The following is a 15,454-nucleotide window of genomic DNA, read 5'->3' as shown; positions in this document are numbered from 1 at the left end:
GTCTGGTCGCGGGCGACCCGTCCGCACAGGTCGGGACGGTCGTGGTGGCCGTCGACGCCACCGACGCGGTGGTCGACCACGCGCTCGCCCTGGGTGCCGATCTGCTCCTGGTCCACCACCCGCCCCTGCTGCGGGGGGTGCACTCGATCGCCGCCGACACCCCCAAGGGCCGCCTGCTGCACCGTCTGGTCCTGGGCGGCTGCGCCCTGTACGCCGCCCACACCAACGCCGACTCCGCGCGGCCCGGCGTCAACGACGCGCTCGCCGAGACGCTGGGTCTGAGCCCCGGCAGGCCGCTCGTCCCGACCGGTGACGGCACCGTCGACAGATGGGTGGTGACGGTTCCCGACGACGACGTCGAGGACCTCCTCCACGCGGCCTTCGCCGCCGGGGCCGGTCGGATGAGCGGGTACACCGAGTGCTCGTTCTCCGTGCCGGGCACCGGTCGCTTCCGCCCCGGCGACGGTACGGACCCGACGATCGGCGTGATCGGCGAGCCGGAGCGGGTCTCCGAGACGCGGGTCGAGTTCGTGGCGCCACCCGAACTGAGATCCGAGGTCCGCCGGGCGGTCACGGCCGCGCACCCGTACGAGGTCCCCGCCATGGACGTGCTGATCAACCACGCGGGGCCCGGCCCGGGCCCCGAGGACACCGGTCTCGGTCGCGTCTGCGACCTGGCGGAGCCGATGTCGCTCGCGGAGTTCACCGCTCTCGTGGGTGCCCGGCTGCCGCGGACACGGTGGGGGGTCCGTGGCGCCGGTGACCCGCACACGGAGATCAGGAGGGTCGCGCTGTGCGGGGGTTCGGGCGATTCCCTGCTGGGTGCGGCACGGGCCGCGGGGGCGGATGTGTACCTCACCGGAGACCTGCGTCACCACGTGGTCGACGAACACCTCAGGGAGGGCGGACCGGCCCTTGTGGACGCCGCGCACTGGGCGCTCGAGTTCCCGTGGTGTACGCAGGCCGCGGCCCTGGTGGAGGAGGGGGTCGGGGTGGCGGCGACGGTGTGCGACCTGCGCACCGACCCGTGGACGGTGGCGTCGGGGGGAGAGGGCGACGGGCGGTAGTCTTGGCCCTCATGAAGGCCGATCCCACCGTCCAGCGTCGACTCGTCGACATCGCCGAGCTCGACCTGCGCCTGGGCTCCCTCGCGCACCGGCGGAGATCACTCCCGGAACAGGGTGTCCTGGACACGCTCGAGGCCGAGCGGCGTGCGGCCGTGGAGTCCGCGGCGCGGGCCCGGATCCACGTGGAGGATCTGGACCGGGCGATCGCCAAGCTGAGCTCGGATCTCGACGCCGTGCGCAGGCGCCGCGCGAACGACGCCGACCTGCTGGCGGCCGGGGGGTTGTCCGACAGGCAGTCCACCGAGCTCGAGTACGAGCTCGGGTCGCTCCACCGCCGCGAGGAGAATCTCGTGGCCGAGCTCTCCGAACTGACCGAGCGCCACGAGGCCGTGGTCGCCGACGTCCGCCACTCCGGCGCGATCATCACCGACCTGGACGCCCGCCTGGGTATGGCCACCACCGTCCGCGACACCGCACTCGCCGAACTCGAGGACTCCGTGACCGCTACGACCGCCGAGCGGGCCCGCCAGGCCGAGGACCTACCCTCCGGACTCCTCGACCTCTATACCCGTAGTGCCGAGGAGGCGGGAGTGGGCGCCGCGATCCTCAACGGAGGCCGGTGCTCGGCGTGCGCGATGGATCTCGACCGCACCACGGTGTCCGCGTTCCGGACCGCTCCCGCCGACGAGGTCCTGACCTGCCCGGAGTGCGGCGTGATCGTGGTCCGCACGGACAACTCGTGAGCGGCGGTCCGGGCTGGACGGGGGCCGCCGGGAGGCCCACCCGGATCGTGCTCGCCCGCCACGGCCAGACCCCGCTCTCGGTGGACCGTCGCTATTCCGGCCAGGGCGACCCCGACCTCACCGACCTGGGGGTCGTGCAGGCCGAACGGACCGCCGACCGCCTGGCGCGCATCCCGGAGCTGTCCGCCGTGGTCTCGTCCCCCCTGCGCAGGTGTCTGGGCACGGCCGAGCGCGCCGCCGAGGCGGCGGGGGTCCCACTGGTGGTCGCGGACGACCTCATCGAGACCGACTTCGGGCAGTGGGAGGGCCTGACCTTCTCCGAGGCCGCCGAGCAGGACCCCGAACTGCACGCACGCTGGATGTCGGACACCGCCGTGCCTCCACCCGGGGGCGAGAGCTTCGCCGTGGTCCGCGCCCGGGTCGAACGGGGCCTGCGCCGGATCGTCGAGGAGAGCCCGGGCGGCGTGGTGGCGGTGGTCAGCCACGTCACCCCCATCAAGATGGCGATCCGCGCCGCTCTGGATGCCGGCGACGAGCTCCTCTTCCGGCTCCACCTGGATCTGGCCTCGGTGTCGGACGTGCGCTTCTACCCGGACGGGCCGACGTCGGTGCACCTGGTGAACGACACCTCGCACCTGGACTAGACTCCCCAGGGCGAACGAGTCGGCCGGACGGCCGCGGGCGGGGGAACCGGCGCCATCAGGCGGCAGGGCCCCGGTCCGAGGAAAGTCCGGACTCCACAGAGCAGGGTGGTTGTTAACGGCAACCCGGGGTGACCCGCGGGACAGTGCCACAGAAAACAGACCGCCGCGCCTGCGGGCGCGGTAAGGGTGAAACGGTGCGGTAAGAGCGCACCAGCGCCCCGGGCGACCGGGGCGGCTAGGTAAACCCCACCCGGAGCAAGGTCGAAGGCCGCACCGCCCGCGGTGCGGCTGCGCGGATGGAGTGCAGCGATGCACGGAAGGGCTGCTCGCCCGAGTCCGCGGGTGGACCGCTCGAGGTACCCGGTGACGGTGTGCCCAGATGGATGGTCGTCGCCCTCCGTACGCGGAGGGCACAGGATCCGGCTTACAGGCCGGCTCGTTCGCCCCGGCCCCTCCCCGCGGCCGTCCACCTGACGCCTGTTCGGGGCTGCTGATCGCCTGCGGCCGTGGAGACCAGCGCGGATATCATTCCGACCATGCCCGCGCCCGCACGCCCGATGAAGCTCCCCGCGCGGTCGGCCGTGCTCAGTGCCCTTCTCGGTGCGCACCCCGCGGAGTCGACGGCGGCGGGCATCGTCGACGTGGCCGTGCGGCTCGGCTTCCAGGAATCGGCCGTGCGCGTCGCCCTGACCAGGATGGTCGCCTCGGGTGACCTCGAGCGGGACCGGGGGGTGTACCGACTCTCGCCCCGTCTCATCTCGAGGCAGGAGCGGCAGGATGCGGCGATCTCGCCCTCCCTGAAGCCCTGGGACCGTCAGTGGTCGATGCAGGTCGTCACGGTCCCGGCCGACGCGGCGACACGTGTGGCGACCCGATCCGAACTGACCGGGCTCCGGTACGCGGAGCTGCGCGAGGGGGTGTGGCTCCGGCCCGCCAATCTCGACGTCGTCCGCTCTGATGCATTGACGGCCAGGTCGGAGGAGTTCTCCTGTGTCCCCGCCGGCGACGTCGACGCCCTGACCTCACGCCTGTTCGACCCCGCGGGATGGGCGCGCGACGGAGCGGCCCTTCTCGCCGCGGCCGAACGCGCCGACGAGATGTCCACGCGTTTCGAGGTGGCGGCCGCGACGGTCAGGCACATCCTGCACGACCCGCTCCTCCCCGCGGAGCTGCTGCCCGCCGACTGGCCCGGTGAGCGTCTCCGCGAGTCCTATCAGCGATTCCGTACCGATTTCGGCCGCTTCGCGAACGGCGTCCTGGGCGCGGGCACCTGACCGCGCGGGAGGTGGTCCGGTCCGGGCGGATCGATGACTATTACACTCTAGATCTGACCGCAGGAGTTATGTAATACTCCGTCCATGGTGACGCACACGGTGACAAACCAGGTCCCGCCCCTGGTGGGGTACGACGCTGCCGAGCAGCCGGTGATCCTGGAGGCGCTCTCCCGGGCCGGGGCGGGACACGCTGTGGACGAGCTGCACGAGGTCGGACGACTCGCCGGGTCCGCCGACGCCCTCGAGTGGGGCGACCGTGCGGAGGCCAACCCGCCGATCCTCCGGACGCACGATCGGTACGGGAACCGGATCGACGAGGTCGACTACGATCCGGCCTACCACGAGCTGATGCGTCGCGCCGTCGGGTTCGGTCTGCACGGCGCCCCGTGGGTGGACCCCAGGCCCAACCCCCATCTGGTGCGCGCGGCCAAGTCGAGTGTGTGGGGGCAGACGGACGCGGGTCACGGGTGTCCGATCTCGATGACCTACGCGGTGGTGCCGGCCCTACGCCGCGCTCCCGACCTCGCCGCGATGTTCGAACCGCTGCTGACGAGCGCCCACTACGACCCGGTTCTGGCCCCGCCGGCCACCAAGCGGGGTCTGACGGCGGGTATGTCGATGACCGAGAAGCAGGGCGGGTCGGACGTCCGCGCCAACACCACCCACGCGACCCGGAACTCCGACGGGACGTACTCGATCACCGGGCACAAGTGGTTCACCTCCGCACCGATGTCCGATCTGTTCCTCGTCCTCGCGCAGGCACCGGGTGGGCTCACGTGTTTCTGCGTCCCGCGGGTCCTGCCCGACGGCTCGCGCAACCCCTTCCTCCTGCAGCGTCTCAAGGACAAGCTCGGCAACCGGTCGAATGCCAGCAGCGAGGTCGAGTACGACCAGACGACCGGCTGGATCGTCGGCGACGAGGGCCGGGGCGTCGCGACGATCATCGAGATGGTCAACATGACCCGACTCGACTGCACACTCGGTACCGCCACCGGAATGCGGGTCGGGGTCGCGAACGCCGTCCACCACGCGATGCACCGCCGGGCCTTCGGGGCGGCCCTCATCGACCAGCCGCTGATGCGCAACGTGCTGGCCGACCTCGCGGTGGAGGCCGAGGCGTCGACGACGGTCGCGCTCTGGCTCGCCGAACTCACCGACCTGGCCGACGCGGGAGACCGGGAGGCCGACGCCCTCCGACGGATCGGCCTCGCCGTCAGCAAGTACCACGTGTGCAAGCGCGGGCCGATCCACGCGGCGGAGGCCCTGGAGTGTCTGGGCGGCAACGGGTACGTGGAGGACTCCCGGATGCCGAGGCTCTACCGGGAGGCTCCACTTCTGTCGGTCTGGGAGGGCTCGGGCAACGTCGCGGCTCTGGACGTGCTGCGGGCCATGGCGAAGCAGCCGGAGACGGTCGAGACCTTCCTCGACACGGTCTCGTCCGTGCGCGGTGCGGACTCCCGACTCGACGGCGCCGTCGATCGCCTGGGCGGGACGTTGACCGCCGTCGCCGCCGGGCGGCCCGAGGAGGCGCAGTACGTCGCGCGCCGGGTGGTCGGGGACATGGCGATGATCCTGCAGGGCTACCTGCTGCTCCGCCACGGCCACCCGGCGGTCGCAGACGCCTTCCTCGTCAGCAGGCTGGGGGCCGATCGCGGGGATGTCCTCGGCACGCTGCCGACCGGCGTGGACACCTCCGCGATTCTCGACCGCGTCACCCCGAAGGTCGGGTGAGGGCCGTGGAGAACGTCCCGGGCGTGACGGTCTCGATTCAGGGTCCGGTGACCGTGATCGGTATCGACCGACCGGACGTCCGCAACGCCGTCGATAGGCCCACCGCGCAGGCGCTCGCCGACGCGTTCCGGGCCTTCGACGCGGACCCCGGCTCCTCCGTGGCCGTGCTGCACGGCGAGAACGGGACCTTCTGCGCAGGTGCCGACCTCAAGGCGATCGCGGGCGACGCGGGGAACCGGGTGGCCGCGGACGGGGACGGTCCCATGGGGCCGACGAGGCTCCGACTGGGCAAACCGTTCATCGCTGCCCTGTCGGGCCACGCGGTGGCCGGCGGCCTCGAACTCGCCCTGTGGGCCGATCTGCGGGTCGCGGAGGAGAGCGCGGTGCTGGGCGTCTTCTGCCGCCGCTGGGGAGTGCCGCTCATCGATGGCGGGACCGTCCGCCTGCCGCGACTGATCGGCACGAGCCGCGCGATGGACCTCGTGCTCACCGGCCGCCCGGTGAGTGCTTCAGAGGCCTTGGACATCGGTCTGGTGAACCGGGTGGTGGCCGACGGCACGGCGTTGACGGCAGCCATCGACCTGGCCACCGAGATCTCGCGGTTCCCCCAGGAGTGCATGCGACGGGACCGGCTGTCGCTGCTGGAACAGGAGGGCCTCGACGAGGAGGCGGCGATCAGGAACGAGTATGACCACGGCCTGATCTCGCTGCAGGCCGGGGCGGTCGCGGGCGCGGCGCGGTTCGCCGACGGAGCCGGGCGTCACGGCTCCTTCGGACAGGCACAGGCCACAGAGGAGACGGGCAGATGAACACCGATTACCGCACCCTGACCTACGAGGTGACCGGGGCGATCGCCCGGATCACCTTCGACCGCCCTGAGCACGGTAACGCCATCACGAGCGACACCCCGGTCGAACTCGCGTCCGCCGTCGAGCGCGCCGACCTCGACCCGGCGGTCCACGTGATCCTCCTGTCCGGGCGAGGGAAGGGGTTCTGTGGCGGCTACGACCTGTCGATCTTCGCCGAGGGGATGGCCCGCGACGCAGGCGACCCATCCGACCAATCCGACCCATCCGACGCCTCCGGCGAGGCCGGCGGATCCGTGCTCGATCCGGGCGTCCAGGCCCGCAACCACGACCCGCGCGTCACGTGGGACCCGATGGTCGACTACGCGATGATGAGCAGGTTCAACCGCGGATTCTCCAGCCTCCTGCACGCGAACAAACCCACGGTGGCCAAGTTGCACGGATTCGCCGTGGCGGGCGGCACCGACATCGCGTTGTTCGCCGACCTGATCATTTGCGCCGACGACACCCGGATCGGGTACCCGCCCGCCCGGGTCTGGGGCATCCCGGCGTCCGGGATGTGGGCGCACCGGCTCGGCGACCAACGCGCCAAACGCCTGCTGTTCACCGGCGACCTCATCACGGGGCGGCAGGCGCATGACTGGGGGCTCGCGATCGACGCACCTCCGCCGGAGGAACTGGACGACCGCACCGAGGACCTCGTCGGGCGGATCGCGCGGATGCCGGTCAACCAGCTCGTGATGGCCAAGCTGGCGCTGAACAGTGCCCTGCTGGCCCAGGGGGTGGCTAATTCAGGCATGATCAGCACCGTCTTCGACGGGATCGCCCGCCACACCCCGGAGGGATACGCCTTCCAGGCGAGGGCTGCGGCCGACGGCTTCCGGGAGGCGGTCCGGCGGCGAGACGAGCCGTTCGGTGACGCCAAGCCCCATGCCGGGCCCGGGGACTCGGCGACGACACGCCCGTAACCGGGGAATCCCGGACCCCGCCGCGAGTAGGCTCGGGACACAGGAACGCCGAGCGAACCCGGGAGGTCCGTCGTGACGGAAGAGCAGTGGTATTACGACATCGCCCTGGGCAAGGCGGTCCAGGGGAAGGTGACCAACTGGGACAACCGCATGGGTCCCTACGCCACCCGCGATGAGGCGGAGGCGGCGCTGGCTAAGGCGAAGTCCCGCAACGAGGCGTGGGACGCCGAGGACGAGAAGGACTGAGACCGGGAGCGCTGAGACCGGCCGGACTCAGCCCCGGGCGCCCCACCGGGAACCCCGTGGGGCGCCCGTCGTGGCCGGGCGGCACTGCTCGCCGCCGCCCTATTTCTTGGTGCTCTTCTTCTTCCGCCGTCGCGCCGCGCGCCGGGACTCCGACAGTTCGCGGTAGGCCGCGGTGACGGTGGCCGCGTCGTTCTCGAACCCGTCGAGCGCGCGCTCGGAGAATCCGCGTTCGTGCTCATAGAGCACCCCGAAACCGAACGTCGACTCGCCCGCGGACTCCGCCCGCCTCGCGATCCGCCGGATCCACCTCCGGGCGGTCACGCTGTCCTGGACGTCTCCGAGCACCGTGTGCAGTCGCTGGCAGGCGGTGCGTAGCGGGGCGACGGTCAGCCCGTCCGACTCCCGTAGGGCGCCGACGTTGCGCCGCAGGGCCTTGGCGCGCTTGCGGACGACGTGGGTCAGCTCCTCCCGCTGGGCCAGGGTCAACTCGAGCGACTCGAGGTCGCGTTCGGTGCGGGTGCGGGCCTTGGTGAACTTGGCGAACTGCCGGTCCACCCCACGCAGGATCATGTCCTCGGCCTCGCGCCTGCGCTTCTTCGAGGTCGGTCCCGGCACGGACCCGTCAGACGACCCGGCGACCTCGGGCCCGGTGCCGGCGAGCTCGACGAGCAGGTGGAGCCGGTCGAGCAGGTCGAGGTACCGCTCGGAACCCAGTGCGGCCGTCACCCGCGCGCCGGCCCGCCGCTCCTCCGCCCCGAGCTCGACGCGGAGCCGCTGCCTGGTCAGCGTGCTCACCACGTCCTCCGGGTACCCGGCCGCCAGCTCCCCGAGCCGGTGGTCGACCACCTGGATGTCGCGCACCTTGCCCAGGACCGCGGCGAGCACCTTGAGCTCCTCGAGCACCGCGGCCAGGTCGATGTCCGTGTGTCCGGTCTCCGCCTCGAGCTCCTCGGCGAACGAGCTGATCGTGCTGCGGAGACCGCGGACCGCCACCCGCATCTGGTGGACCCCCACCATCGTCACGCGTCGGGCGGCCGGGTCGTGGTCGAGTACCCGGTGGAGGTCCTCGCGCAGGGCGTCCCTCACGGCGGAGACGCCCCTGTCCGGAGGGTCGGGGAGGGGGCCGATGGCGCGGGCGAGTTTGGACGACGACGACGAGGTCGTGGCCCCCGCCGAGGTGCACGCGGTGGCGACGGCGGCGAGATGGTCCCGAGCCCGGGGCTGCGACGGATCGACCAGTTCGACCTCCCACTCCCGCCAGTCCCCGGCGGCGCCTGCGGTTGCGCCCTCGGCGACGAGGGAATCCGTCGTGACGTGGTCGTCACAGAACTCCACGACGGCGGTCCCCTCCCCGTCGCGCAGGAGCACGACGTGCCTCCGGTTGTCCACGCGGGCCACGGGCGCGAGAGGTCGGCGGCGGACCAGTCCCGCCACCGCGGCGACGAACTCGTCGGGGACGTCGTCTCCGTGATCCAGCGGGAGCCGCAGCTCCACCCGTCCCGCCTCGGACGGGAGTTTGAGGTGCCACCCCGCGTCGTCACCGCCGGTGCGGCGTCTGAGCGTGACCTTGTGGCGGGTGAGGGAGAGGTCGGCGGTGTCGTAGTACGTGGCGGAGAGCTCGTGCACCACCGGGTCGTCCGCCACCAGCGGGGCGAATGCTCTCGCGGTGGGGACCGGGGTGTCGGGCCCGACCTCGAACTTGCTCTCGATCTCCACCGTCTCGCTGATCGTCATGGACTGGTTGTATCAGGCCCGGGTGAACACGGCGTCCCCCTCGTCCCGACCGGCCCGCCACTCCCCGGACTTACTTGCGGGTAAGATCCCAGTGGTTCGGATCACATGCTCGTCGTTGGGAGAAGAAGTGGATCAGACGACAACCGTCGACGTCCTCGTCGTGGGGGCCGGTTTCTCCGGTCTCGGGGCGGCCATCAGACTCGCCGAGGACGGAGTCGACGACGTGATCGTGGTCGAGCGGGGTTCCGACGTGGGCGGCACGTGGCGGGACAACTCCTACCCGGGGGCGGCGTGCGATGTGCCCTCCCACCTGTACTCCTACTCTTTCGCCCTCAACCCGGGGTGGTCGCGTGCGTTCTCCCCGCAGGGCGAGATCTACGACTACATCCGCCGCGTCACCCACGACACCGGCGTACGGGAGAAGATCAGGTTCGGCGTGGAGGTCACCGCCGCGCGCTTCGAGGAGACCCGCGGTCGGTGGGCGGTGAGCACGACGGCAGGGGAGTACGACGCGAGGGTCCTGGTCCTGGGGGTCGGCGCGCTGTGCGAACCCCGGCTCCCGGAGATCGACGGGATCGACGACTTCGCCGGCCCCGTCTTCCACACGGCCCGCTGGGACCATTCGGTGCCCCTGGCCGGTCGACGCGTCGCGGTGATCGGTACCGGCGCCTCCGCCGTCCAGGTGGTGCCGTCCATCGCCCCGACCGTGGAGCATCTGGACGTCTATCAGCGCACCGCTCCCTGGGTTCTGCCCCGGATCGACCGGGAGTACCCGGGGTTCGAGAGGGCCCTCTACCGCAGGGTCCCCGGTCTCCAGCGCGCCGTCCGGGCGCTCCAGTACACCAGCCGCGAGTTCCAGGTGGTGGGACTGACCCGGACCCGTGCGGCCCTCGCCCCGATCAAGGCGATCGGGCGCGCGCACCTGGCCCTGTCGGTGCGCGACCCGGGTCTCCGGCGCAAGCTGACCCCGAACTTCGAGATCGGGTGCAAGCGCATCCTGCTGTCCAACACCTGGTACCGCGCGTTGACCCGGCGGAACGTCGACGTGGTGACCACTCCCATCAGCCGGGTGACCGAGGGCGGGATCGTCACCTCGGACGGCGCCGAGCACCCGGCGGACGTGCTGGTGGTGGCCACCGGGTTCCACGTCACGGACTCCCCGTTCTTCGAGCGCGTCCGGGACGCGGCAGGCCGGACCCTCGCGGACAAGTGGGCGAGCGAGGGGATGGAGGCGTACAAGGGCACCACGGTCGCGGGGTACCCCAACCTCTTCGTCCTGATGGGTCCCGCGACGGGTCTCGGTCACTCGTCGATGATCTACATGATCGAGTCCCAGCTGAACTACCTGGTGGACGCGATCCGCAGCATGCGCGACCGCGGTCTGCAGACGGTGGAGGTCCGCGAGGCGGTCCAGAACGCCTACAACCGCGAACTCCGCGAGAACACCGGGGAGACCGTCTGGGTGACCGGCTGCAAGAGCTGGTACCTGGACGCCAAGGGCAACGCCCCGGCCGTGTGGCCCGATTTCACCTTCTCCTACCGCAACCAGACGAGGGAGTTCGACCTGAGCGCCTACCGCCGGACCGCGATCGACGAACCCGCCGCGGTGCCGACCGGGCAGGGGGCACTCCGGTGAGCGCCCCGATCGGAAAGGCGATGGCGGCGCTGGGTGGGCTGACCGCCCGCCGTCCCCGCTGGCGGATGGACGGCAAGGTCGTCGTCATCACCGGTGCCGGTTCCGGCATCGGTCGCGAACTCGCACGTGAGGCGGCGCGCCGGGGAGCCCGGTTGGCGCTGAGCGACGTCGACGTCGACGGACTGGCCGAGACGGTGGGGCTGGTGGAGGCGGAGTCCTCGGTGGAGGTGCACTCCGACCGGCTCGACGTCACGGAGCAGGCCGCCGTCGCGGAGTACGCGGGCCGGGTGGTCGACCAGTTCGGCGTGGTCAACCTCGTCGTCAACAACGCCGGCATCGCGTTCACCGGGTCGGTCGAGCAATCCGGGTACAAGGACATCGCCCGGGTGATGGACGTGGACTACTGGGGGGTCGTCCACGGCACGAAGGAGTTCCTGCCGCACCTCATCGCCTCCGGGGACGGGCACATCGTCAACATCTCCAGCATCTTCGCGATCCTCTCGGTGCCCACCCAGAACGCCTACAACGCGGCCAAGGCCGCGGTGCAACAGTTCACCGAGTCCCTGCGGATGGAGATGCTCGCCGCCGGCCACCCGGTGGAGGTCACCTGCGTCCACCCCGGGGGCATCAGGACCGCGGTCGCCAGGAGCGCCGGCGCGGCCGAGGGCCTGGACAGCGCGACCTTCGCCACGATCTTCGACGCCAAGTTCGCGCGCACGGAGGCGTCGACGGCCGCGCGGGTGATCCTCGACGGCGTCGAACGGCGCCGAGCGAGGGTGCTGGTGGGCCCGGACGCGTACGTGATCGACGCGCTCGTCCGGTTGTTCCCGTCCGGCTACCAGAAGGGCACGGTGGCCGTCTCCCGCCACTTCGGGGTGATCTGACCCGACCAGCCTCGCCGGGGTGGGAGGCGGGTTCAGGGTCGGAAGCGGTCGGTGGCCTCGAGCAGGTGATGTGTGGTGCCCGGTTCGGCCATCGCGTGCCCGGCGTCGGGGACGATGTGCAGCTCGGAGCCCGGCCAGGCCGCGTGCAGTTCCCACGCGCTCGTGACCGGGCAGACCACGTCGTAACGCCCGTGGACGATCACGGCGGGCAGGTGCGAGATCCTGTCCATGCGGTCCAGGATGGCGCGGCCGTCGAGGAACGCGTCGTTGACGAAGTAGTGGTTCTCGATGCGGGCGAAGGCCAGGGCGAACCTGTCGGCCTCGTCGTCGTCCCCGGTCCCGGGACGGGGGAGCAGCGTGGACGTCGTGGTCTCCCACCTCGTCCACGCTCGCGCTGCCCCGATCTCGATCGCCGGATCACCGCAGTGCAGGAGGCGGTGGTAGGCGGCCACGTGGTCGAAGCCCGCCCGGTGGACCGCGTCGGCTCCCTCGGCGGCCACGAGCGGCGCGAGGTAGCCCTCCCACGCGTCGGGGAAGAGGTGGGCGGCGCCGCCCCGGTAGAACCAGTCGATCTCCGACGGCCGGCAGAGGAAGATCCCTCGCAGGACCAGGCCGCGGACGCGATCCGGGTGCTCCTGCGCGTAGGCCAGGGCGAGCGTCGTCCCCCACGAGCCGCCGAACACGAGCCAGCGCTCGATCCCCAGGGCCTCGCGCAGACGCTCGAGGTCGGCGGTGAGATGCCACGTGGTGTTGACGGCGAGGTCCGCGCCGTCGGCGACGTGCGGCGCACTCCGGCCGCAGCCGCGCTGATCCACCAGGATGATGCGGTAGGACGCGGGGTCGAACATCCGGCGGTGCTCCGGGGTGGTCCCGCCGCCGGGACCGCCGTGGACGAACAGCACGGGGGAACCGTCCGGGTCTCCCGAGCACTCCCAGTAGAGGTGCTGACCGTCGCCCACGTCGAGCGTGCCGGTCTCGTACGGCTCGATCCGCGGGTACGGGGTGCGGAGCGTGGTCTGCTGGCTCATCGAGGCTGACCGCGCCGTCAGAAGGAGTGGTCCGGGCCGGGGAACTCGCGCGAACGGACCTCGTCGCCGTACTCCCGGGCGGCGTCGCGCAGCGTCTCGGCGAGGCGGGCGTAGCGCTTGACGAACCTGGCCGTCCGTCCGGTGCCGTGGCCCGCCATGTCCTGCCACACCAACACCTGCGCGTCGCACCCGTTCCCGGCGCCGATGCCGACCGTGGCGATGTCCAGCTCCGCGGTGACCTCGCGGGCGAGGTCGGCGGGGACCATCTCCATGACGACGGAGAAGGCCCCGGCCTCCTGCACGGCGCGGGCGTCGGCCCGCAGCTCGTCGGCGGCGTCCCCGCGCCCCTGGACGCGGAAGCCCCCCAGGCCGTTGACCGACTGGGGGGTGAAGCCGATGTGGGCCATCACGGGGATCCCGGCGTCCACGATCGCCCGGATCTGTGGGGCCATCCGCACGCCGCCCTCGAGCTTGACGGCCTGGGCGCCGCCCTCCTTCATCATCCGCGTGGCGGCGGCCACGGCCTGCACCGGGGAGGCCTCGTAACTACCGAACACCAGATCGGCCACGACCAGTGCCTTCGGCGCCCCCCGGGTCACGGCCCGCACCAGCGGGATCATCTCGTCCTCGGTGACGGGGACCGTGGTGTCGTACCCGTAGACCACGTTGGCCGCCGAGTCCCCGACCAGGAGAACCGGGATCCCGGCCTCCTGGAACACGCGCGCGGAGACGAAGTCGTAGGCGGTGAGCATCGGCCAGGGTTCCCCCGCGGCCTTGAGTTCGGCCAGGTGGTGGATCCGGGTCACCCGCGTCAGACCCCGGGGTCCGGCGTCCGGGGTGCCGCCGGAACCGTAGACCGGGGTGTCGGGGTTGTCGCTCATGGCGGTGTGGCCTTCCTACGGTGACCTCGAGGCCGGCGGGATGGCCGGTCCCCGGGTGGACAGGGGGCGGTGACGGACGCGGCCGTCGCCGACGAGTGTGCCACGAGCCGGGCGACGTGGCTCGGCAGGCCATGGGGCGGGAGGCCCACGGGCGGGGGCCCAGGTGGGCGTGTCGGGGACCCGATGTCACACGCTCGTAACACGACAGGCACTAGGTTGGACGGCATGAACCGCCAGCAGGAGTACGTTCTGAGGACCTTGGAAGAGCGCGACATCCGGTTCGTCCGGCTCTGGTTCACCGACGTTCTCGGGACCTTGAAGTCAGTGGCCGTCGCCCCGGCAGAGCTCGAGGGGGCGTTCGGGGAGGGGATCGGCTTCGACGGCTCCGCCATCGAGGGGTTCTCGCGGGTGTCGGAGGCGGACACGGTCGCCAAGCCCGACCCCTCGACGTTCCAGGTCCTGCCGTGGGCCCACGCCGACGGTGGCCAGCACTCGGCGCGCATCTTCTGCGACGTCTTCAACCCCGACGGCAGCCCGAGCTGGGCCGATCCGCGCCACGTGCTGCGCCGCCAGCTCAACAAGGCCGCCGACCTCGGCTTCTCCTGCTACGTGCACCCGGAGATCGAGTTCTTCCTCTTCAAAGACCTCGACACCAACGGTGCCGAGCCGGTTCCGACGGACAACGGCGGGTACTTCGACCAGGCCGTGCACGACTCCGCCCCGCACTTCCGGCGTCACGCGATCGAGGCGCTGGAGGCGATGGGAATCTCGGTGGAGTTCTCCCACCACGAGGGGGCACCGGGGCAGCAGGAGATCGACCTGCGCTACGCCGACGCACTGAGCATGGCGGACAACATCATGACCTTCCGCTACATCGTCAAGGAGGTGGCCATGAACAACGGGGTGTGGGCGTCGTTCATGCCCAAGCCCCTCCGGGACCACCCGGGTTCGGCCATGCACACGCACATGAGCCTGTTCGAGGGCGACACCAACGCGTTCCACGACGCGGACGACGAGTACCAGATGTCCACCACGGCGAAGTCGTTCGTGGCGGGCATCCTGCGTCACGCGCCGGAGTTCTCGGCCGTCACCAACCAGTGGGTCAACTCCTACAAGCGGCTCATCGGCGGCGGCGAGGCCCCCACCGCCGCCACCTGGGGCCGCGCCAACCGCTCGGCGCTGGTGCGGGTCCCCATGTACACGCCCAACAAGGCCTCCTCGCGGCGCATCGAGGTGCGGAGCCCGGACTCGGCGTGCAACCCGTACCTCGCGTACGCGGTGATGATCGCCGCCGGGATCAAGGGCGTCCAGGAGGGCTACGAGCTGCCGCCGGAGTCCGAGGACGACGTGTGGACCATGAGCCGGCGCGAGCGGCGTGCGATGGGCTACACGGACCTGCCGGGGAGCCTGGAGCAGGCCCTCGACGCCATGGAGGAGTCGGAGCTCGTCGCCGAGGCGCTCGGCGAGCACGTGTTCGAGTTCTTCCTGCGCAACAAGCGGCGTGAATGGCGGGAGTACCGCAACGAGGTGACCCCGTACGAGCTCCGCAACTACCTCGCGTTGTGACCGGACGGTCGAGGTGAGCATGGAGTCGTCGCGGTCCAGGGTGCCCAGCCCGGGCAGGCTCGGACTGCTCGACCAGCGCGCCGGGGACTGGTTGGACTACCTGGGGTGGACCGACGAGGACGCGGTCCCGATGCTGTGGGCGCTCTCGCGCGCGCCCGACCCGGACCTCGCCCTGGGGGCGCTGGTCCGGCTCAGGGAGGCGCTGGCCGCCGAGGCGCAGGACGGCGGACCGACCACGGGTGGTGC

At 71.4% G+C, this 15,454-nt stretch carries 14 protein-coding genes, 1 other RNA gene and 1 pseudogene; 13 read left to right on the top strand and 3 right to left on the bottom strand.

Annotated elements, in window-relative coordinates; genetic code table 11:
• From G6018_RS04855 to G6018_RS04815, 9 genes and pseudogenes are all read left to right on the top strand, one after another.
• On the top strand, positions 1-1,067 hold a 1,067-nt coding region (locus tag G6018_RS04855; protein WP_182638934.1), incomplete at its 5' end, for a Nif3-like dinuclear metal center hexameric protein.
• An 11-nt stretch (positions 1,068-1,078) separates the two neighbouring features.
• Positions 1,079-1,810 (top strand): C4-type zinc ribbon domain-containing protein, encoded by a 732-nt coding sequence (locus tag G6018_RS04850; protein ID WP_182638932.1) that lies wholly within the window; start codon positions 1,079-1,081, stop codon positions 1,808-1,810.
• Between the two features lie 8 nt (positions 1,811-1,818).
• A pseudogene (locus G6018_RS04845) lies at positions 1,819-2,454 on the top strand (histidine phosphatase family protein); the annotation flags it as partial.
• A 15-nt stretch (positions 2,455-2,469) separates the two neighbouring features.
• Positions 2,470-2,897, top strand: an RNA gene (rnpB, locus tag G6018_RS04840) — RNase P RNA component class A.
• 93 nt (positions 2,898-2,990) lie between these two features.
• Positions 2,991-3,728, top strand: coding sequence for a PaaX family transcriptional regulator C-terminal domain-containing protein (locus G6018_RS04835; protein WP_182638930.1), 738 nt, complete (start codon positions 2,991-2,993; stop codon positions 3,726-3,728).
• A gap of 84 nt (positions 3,729-3,812) precedes the next feature.
• Positions 3,813-5,459, top strand: a complete 1,647-nt coding sequence (locus G6018_RS04830) for an acyl-CoA dehydrogenase family protein (RefSeq protein ID WP_182610480.1) — start codon at positions 3,813-3,815, stop codon at positions 5,457-5,459.
• Positions 5,460-5,482: 23 nt separating this feature from the next.
• On the top strand, positions 5,483-6,268 hold the full coding sequence (locus G6018_RS04825; RefSeq protein ID WP_182610488.1) for a crotonase/enoyl-CoA hydratase family protein: 786 nt from the start codon (positions 5,483-5,485) through the stop codon (positions 6,266-6,268).
• Entirely contained in the window at positions 6,265-7,233 is a 969-nt protein-coding gene (locus tag G6018_RS04820; RefSeq protein ID WP_182638928.1) for a crotonase/enoyl-CoA hydratase family protein, read from the top strand. Before G6018_RS04825 ends, G6018_RS04820 begins: the two co-directional genes overlap by 4 nt.
• 72 nt (positions 7,234-7,305) lie before the next feature.
• Positions 7,306-7,479 carry an SPOR domain-containing protein gene (locus G6018_RS04815; protein WP_182638926.1) on the top strand — a complete coding sequence of 58 codons (174 nt, stop codon included), beginning with the start codon at positions 7,306-7,308 and terminating at the stop codon, positions 7,477-7,479.
• 99 nt (positions 7,480-7,578) lie between these two features.
• Here G6018_RS04815 and G6018_RS04810 read toward each other — a convergent pair whose 3' ends face one another.
• On the bottom strand, positions 7,579-9,213 hold the full coding sequence (locus tag G6018_RS04810; protein ID WP_182610483.1) for a CYTH and CHAD domain-containing protein: 1,635 nt from the start codon (positions 9,211-9,213) through the stop codon (positions 7,579-7,581).
• 127 nt (positions 9,214-9,340) lie between these two features.
• On the opposite strand from G6018_RS04810, the gene G6018_RS04805 reads away from it, so the two are divergent.
• Positions 9,341-10,849, top strand: a complete 1,509-nt coding sequence (locus G6018_RS04805) for an FAD-dependent oxidoreductase (protein WP_182638924.1) — start codon at positions 9,341-9,343, stop codon at positions 10,847-10,849.
• A 65-nt stretch (positions 10,850-10,914) separates the two neighbouring features.
• Complete coding sequence (locus G6018_RS04800) at positions 10,915-11,733, top strand: SDR family NAD(P)-dependent oxidoreductase (protein ID WP_182638936.1); 819 nt, start codon at positions 10,915-10,917, stop codon at positions 11,731-11,733.
• Between the two features lie 32 nt (positions 11,734-11,765).
• On the opposite strand, the gene pip is transcribed toward G6018_RS04800, so the two are convergent.
• Together pip and panB are read right to left on the bottom strand one after the other, a co-directional pair.
• Positions 11,766-12,761: a prolyl aminopeptidase gene (gene pip, locus G6018_RS04795; RefSeq protein WP_182610485.1), complete on the bottom strand. Its 996-nt coding sequence runs from the start codon at positions 12,759-12,761 to the stop codon at positions 11,766-11,768.
• A 17-nt stretch (positions 12,762-12,778) separates the two neighbouring features.
• The gene (gene panB / locus G6018_RS04790; RefSeq protein WP_182610486.1) at positions 12,779-13,642 is read right to left on the bottom strand and encodes a 3-methyl-2-oxobutanoate hydroxymethyltransferase; all 864 of its coding nucleotides are present in this window, start codon (positions 13,640-13,642) and stop codon (positions 12,779-12,781) included.
• 225 nt (positions 13,643-13,867) lie between these two features.
• Here panB and glnA point away from each other — a divergent pair, with 225 nt between their 5' ends.
• Positions 13,868-15,208, top strand: a complete 1,341-nt coding sequence (gene glnA / locus G6018_RS04785) for a type I glutamate--ammonia ligase (RefSeq protein WP_179525009.1) — start codon at positions 13,868-13,870, stop codon at positions 15,206-15,208.
• A 19-nt stretch (positions 15,209-15,227) separates the two neighbouring features.
• A partial coding sequence (locus G6018_RS04780; protein WP_187700893.1) for a hypothetical protein occupies positions 15,228-15,454 on the top strand: 227 nt, incomplete at its 3' end.

Origin of the sequence: Dietzia sp. DQ11-44 (genome assembly GCF_014145205.1) — a bacterium.
Lineage (GTDB): Bacteria > Actinomycetota > Actinomycetes > Mycobacteriales > Mycobacteriaceae > Dietzia > Dietzia natronolimnaea.
This window is presented reverse-complemented; position numbering and strand designations above follow the sequence as displayed.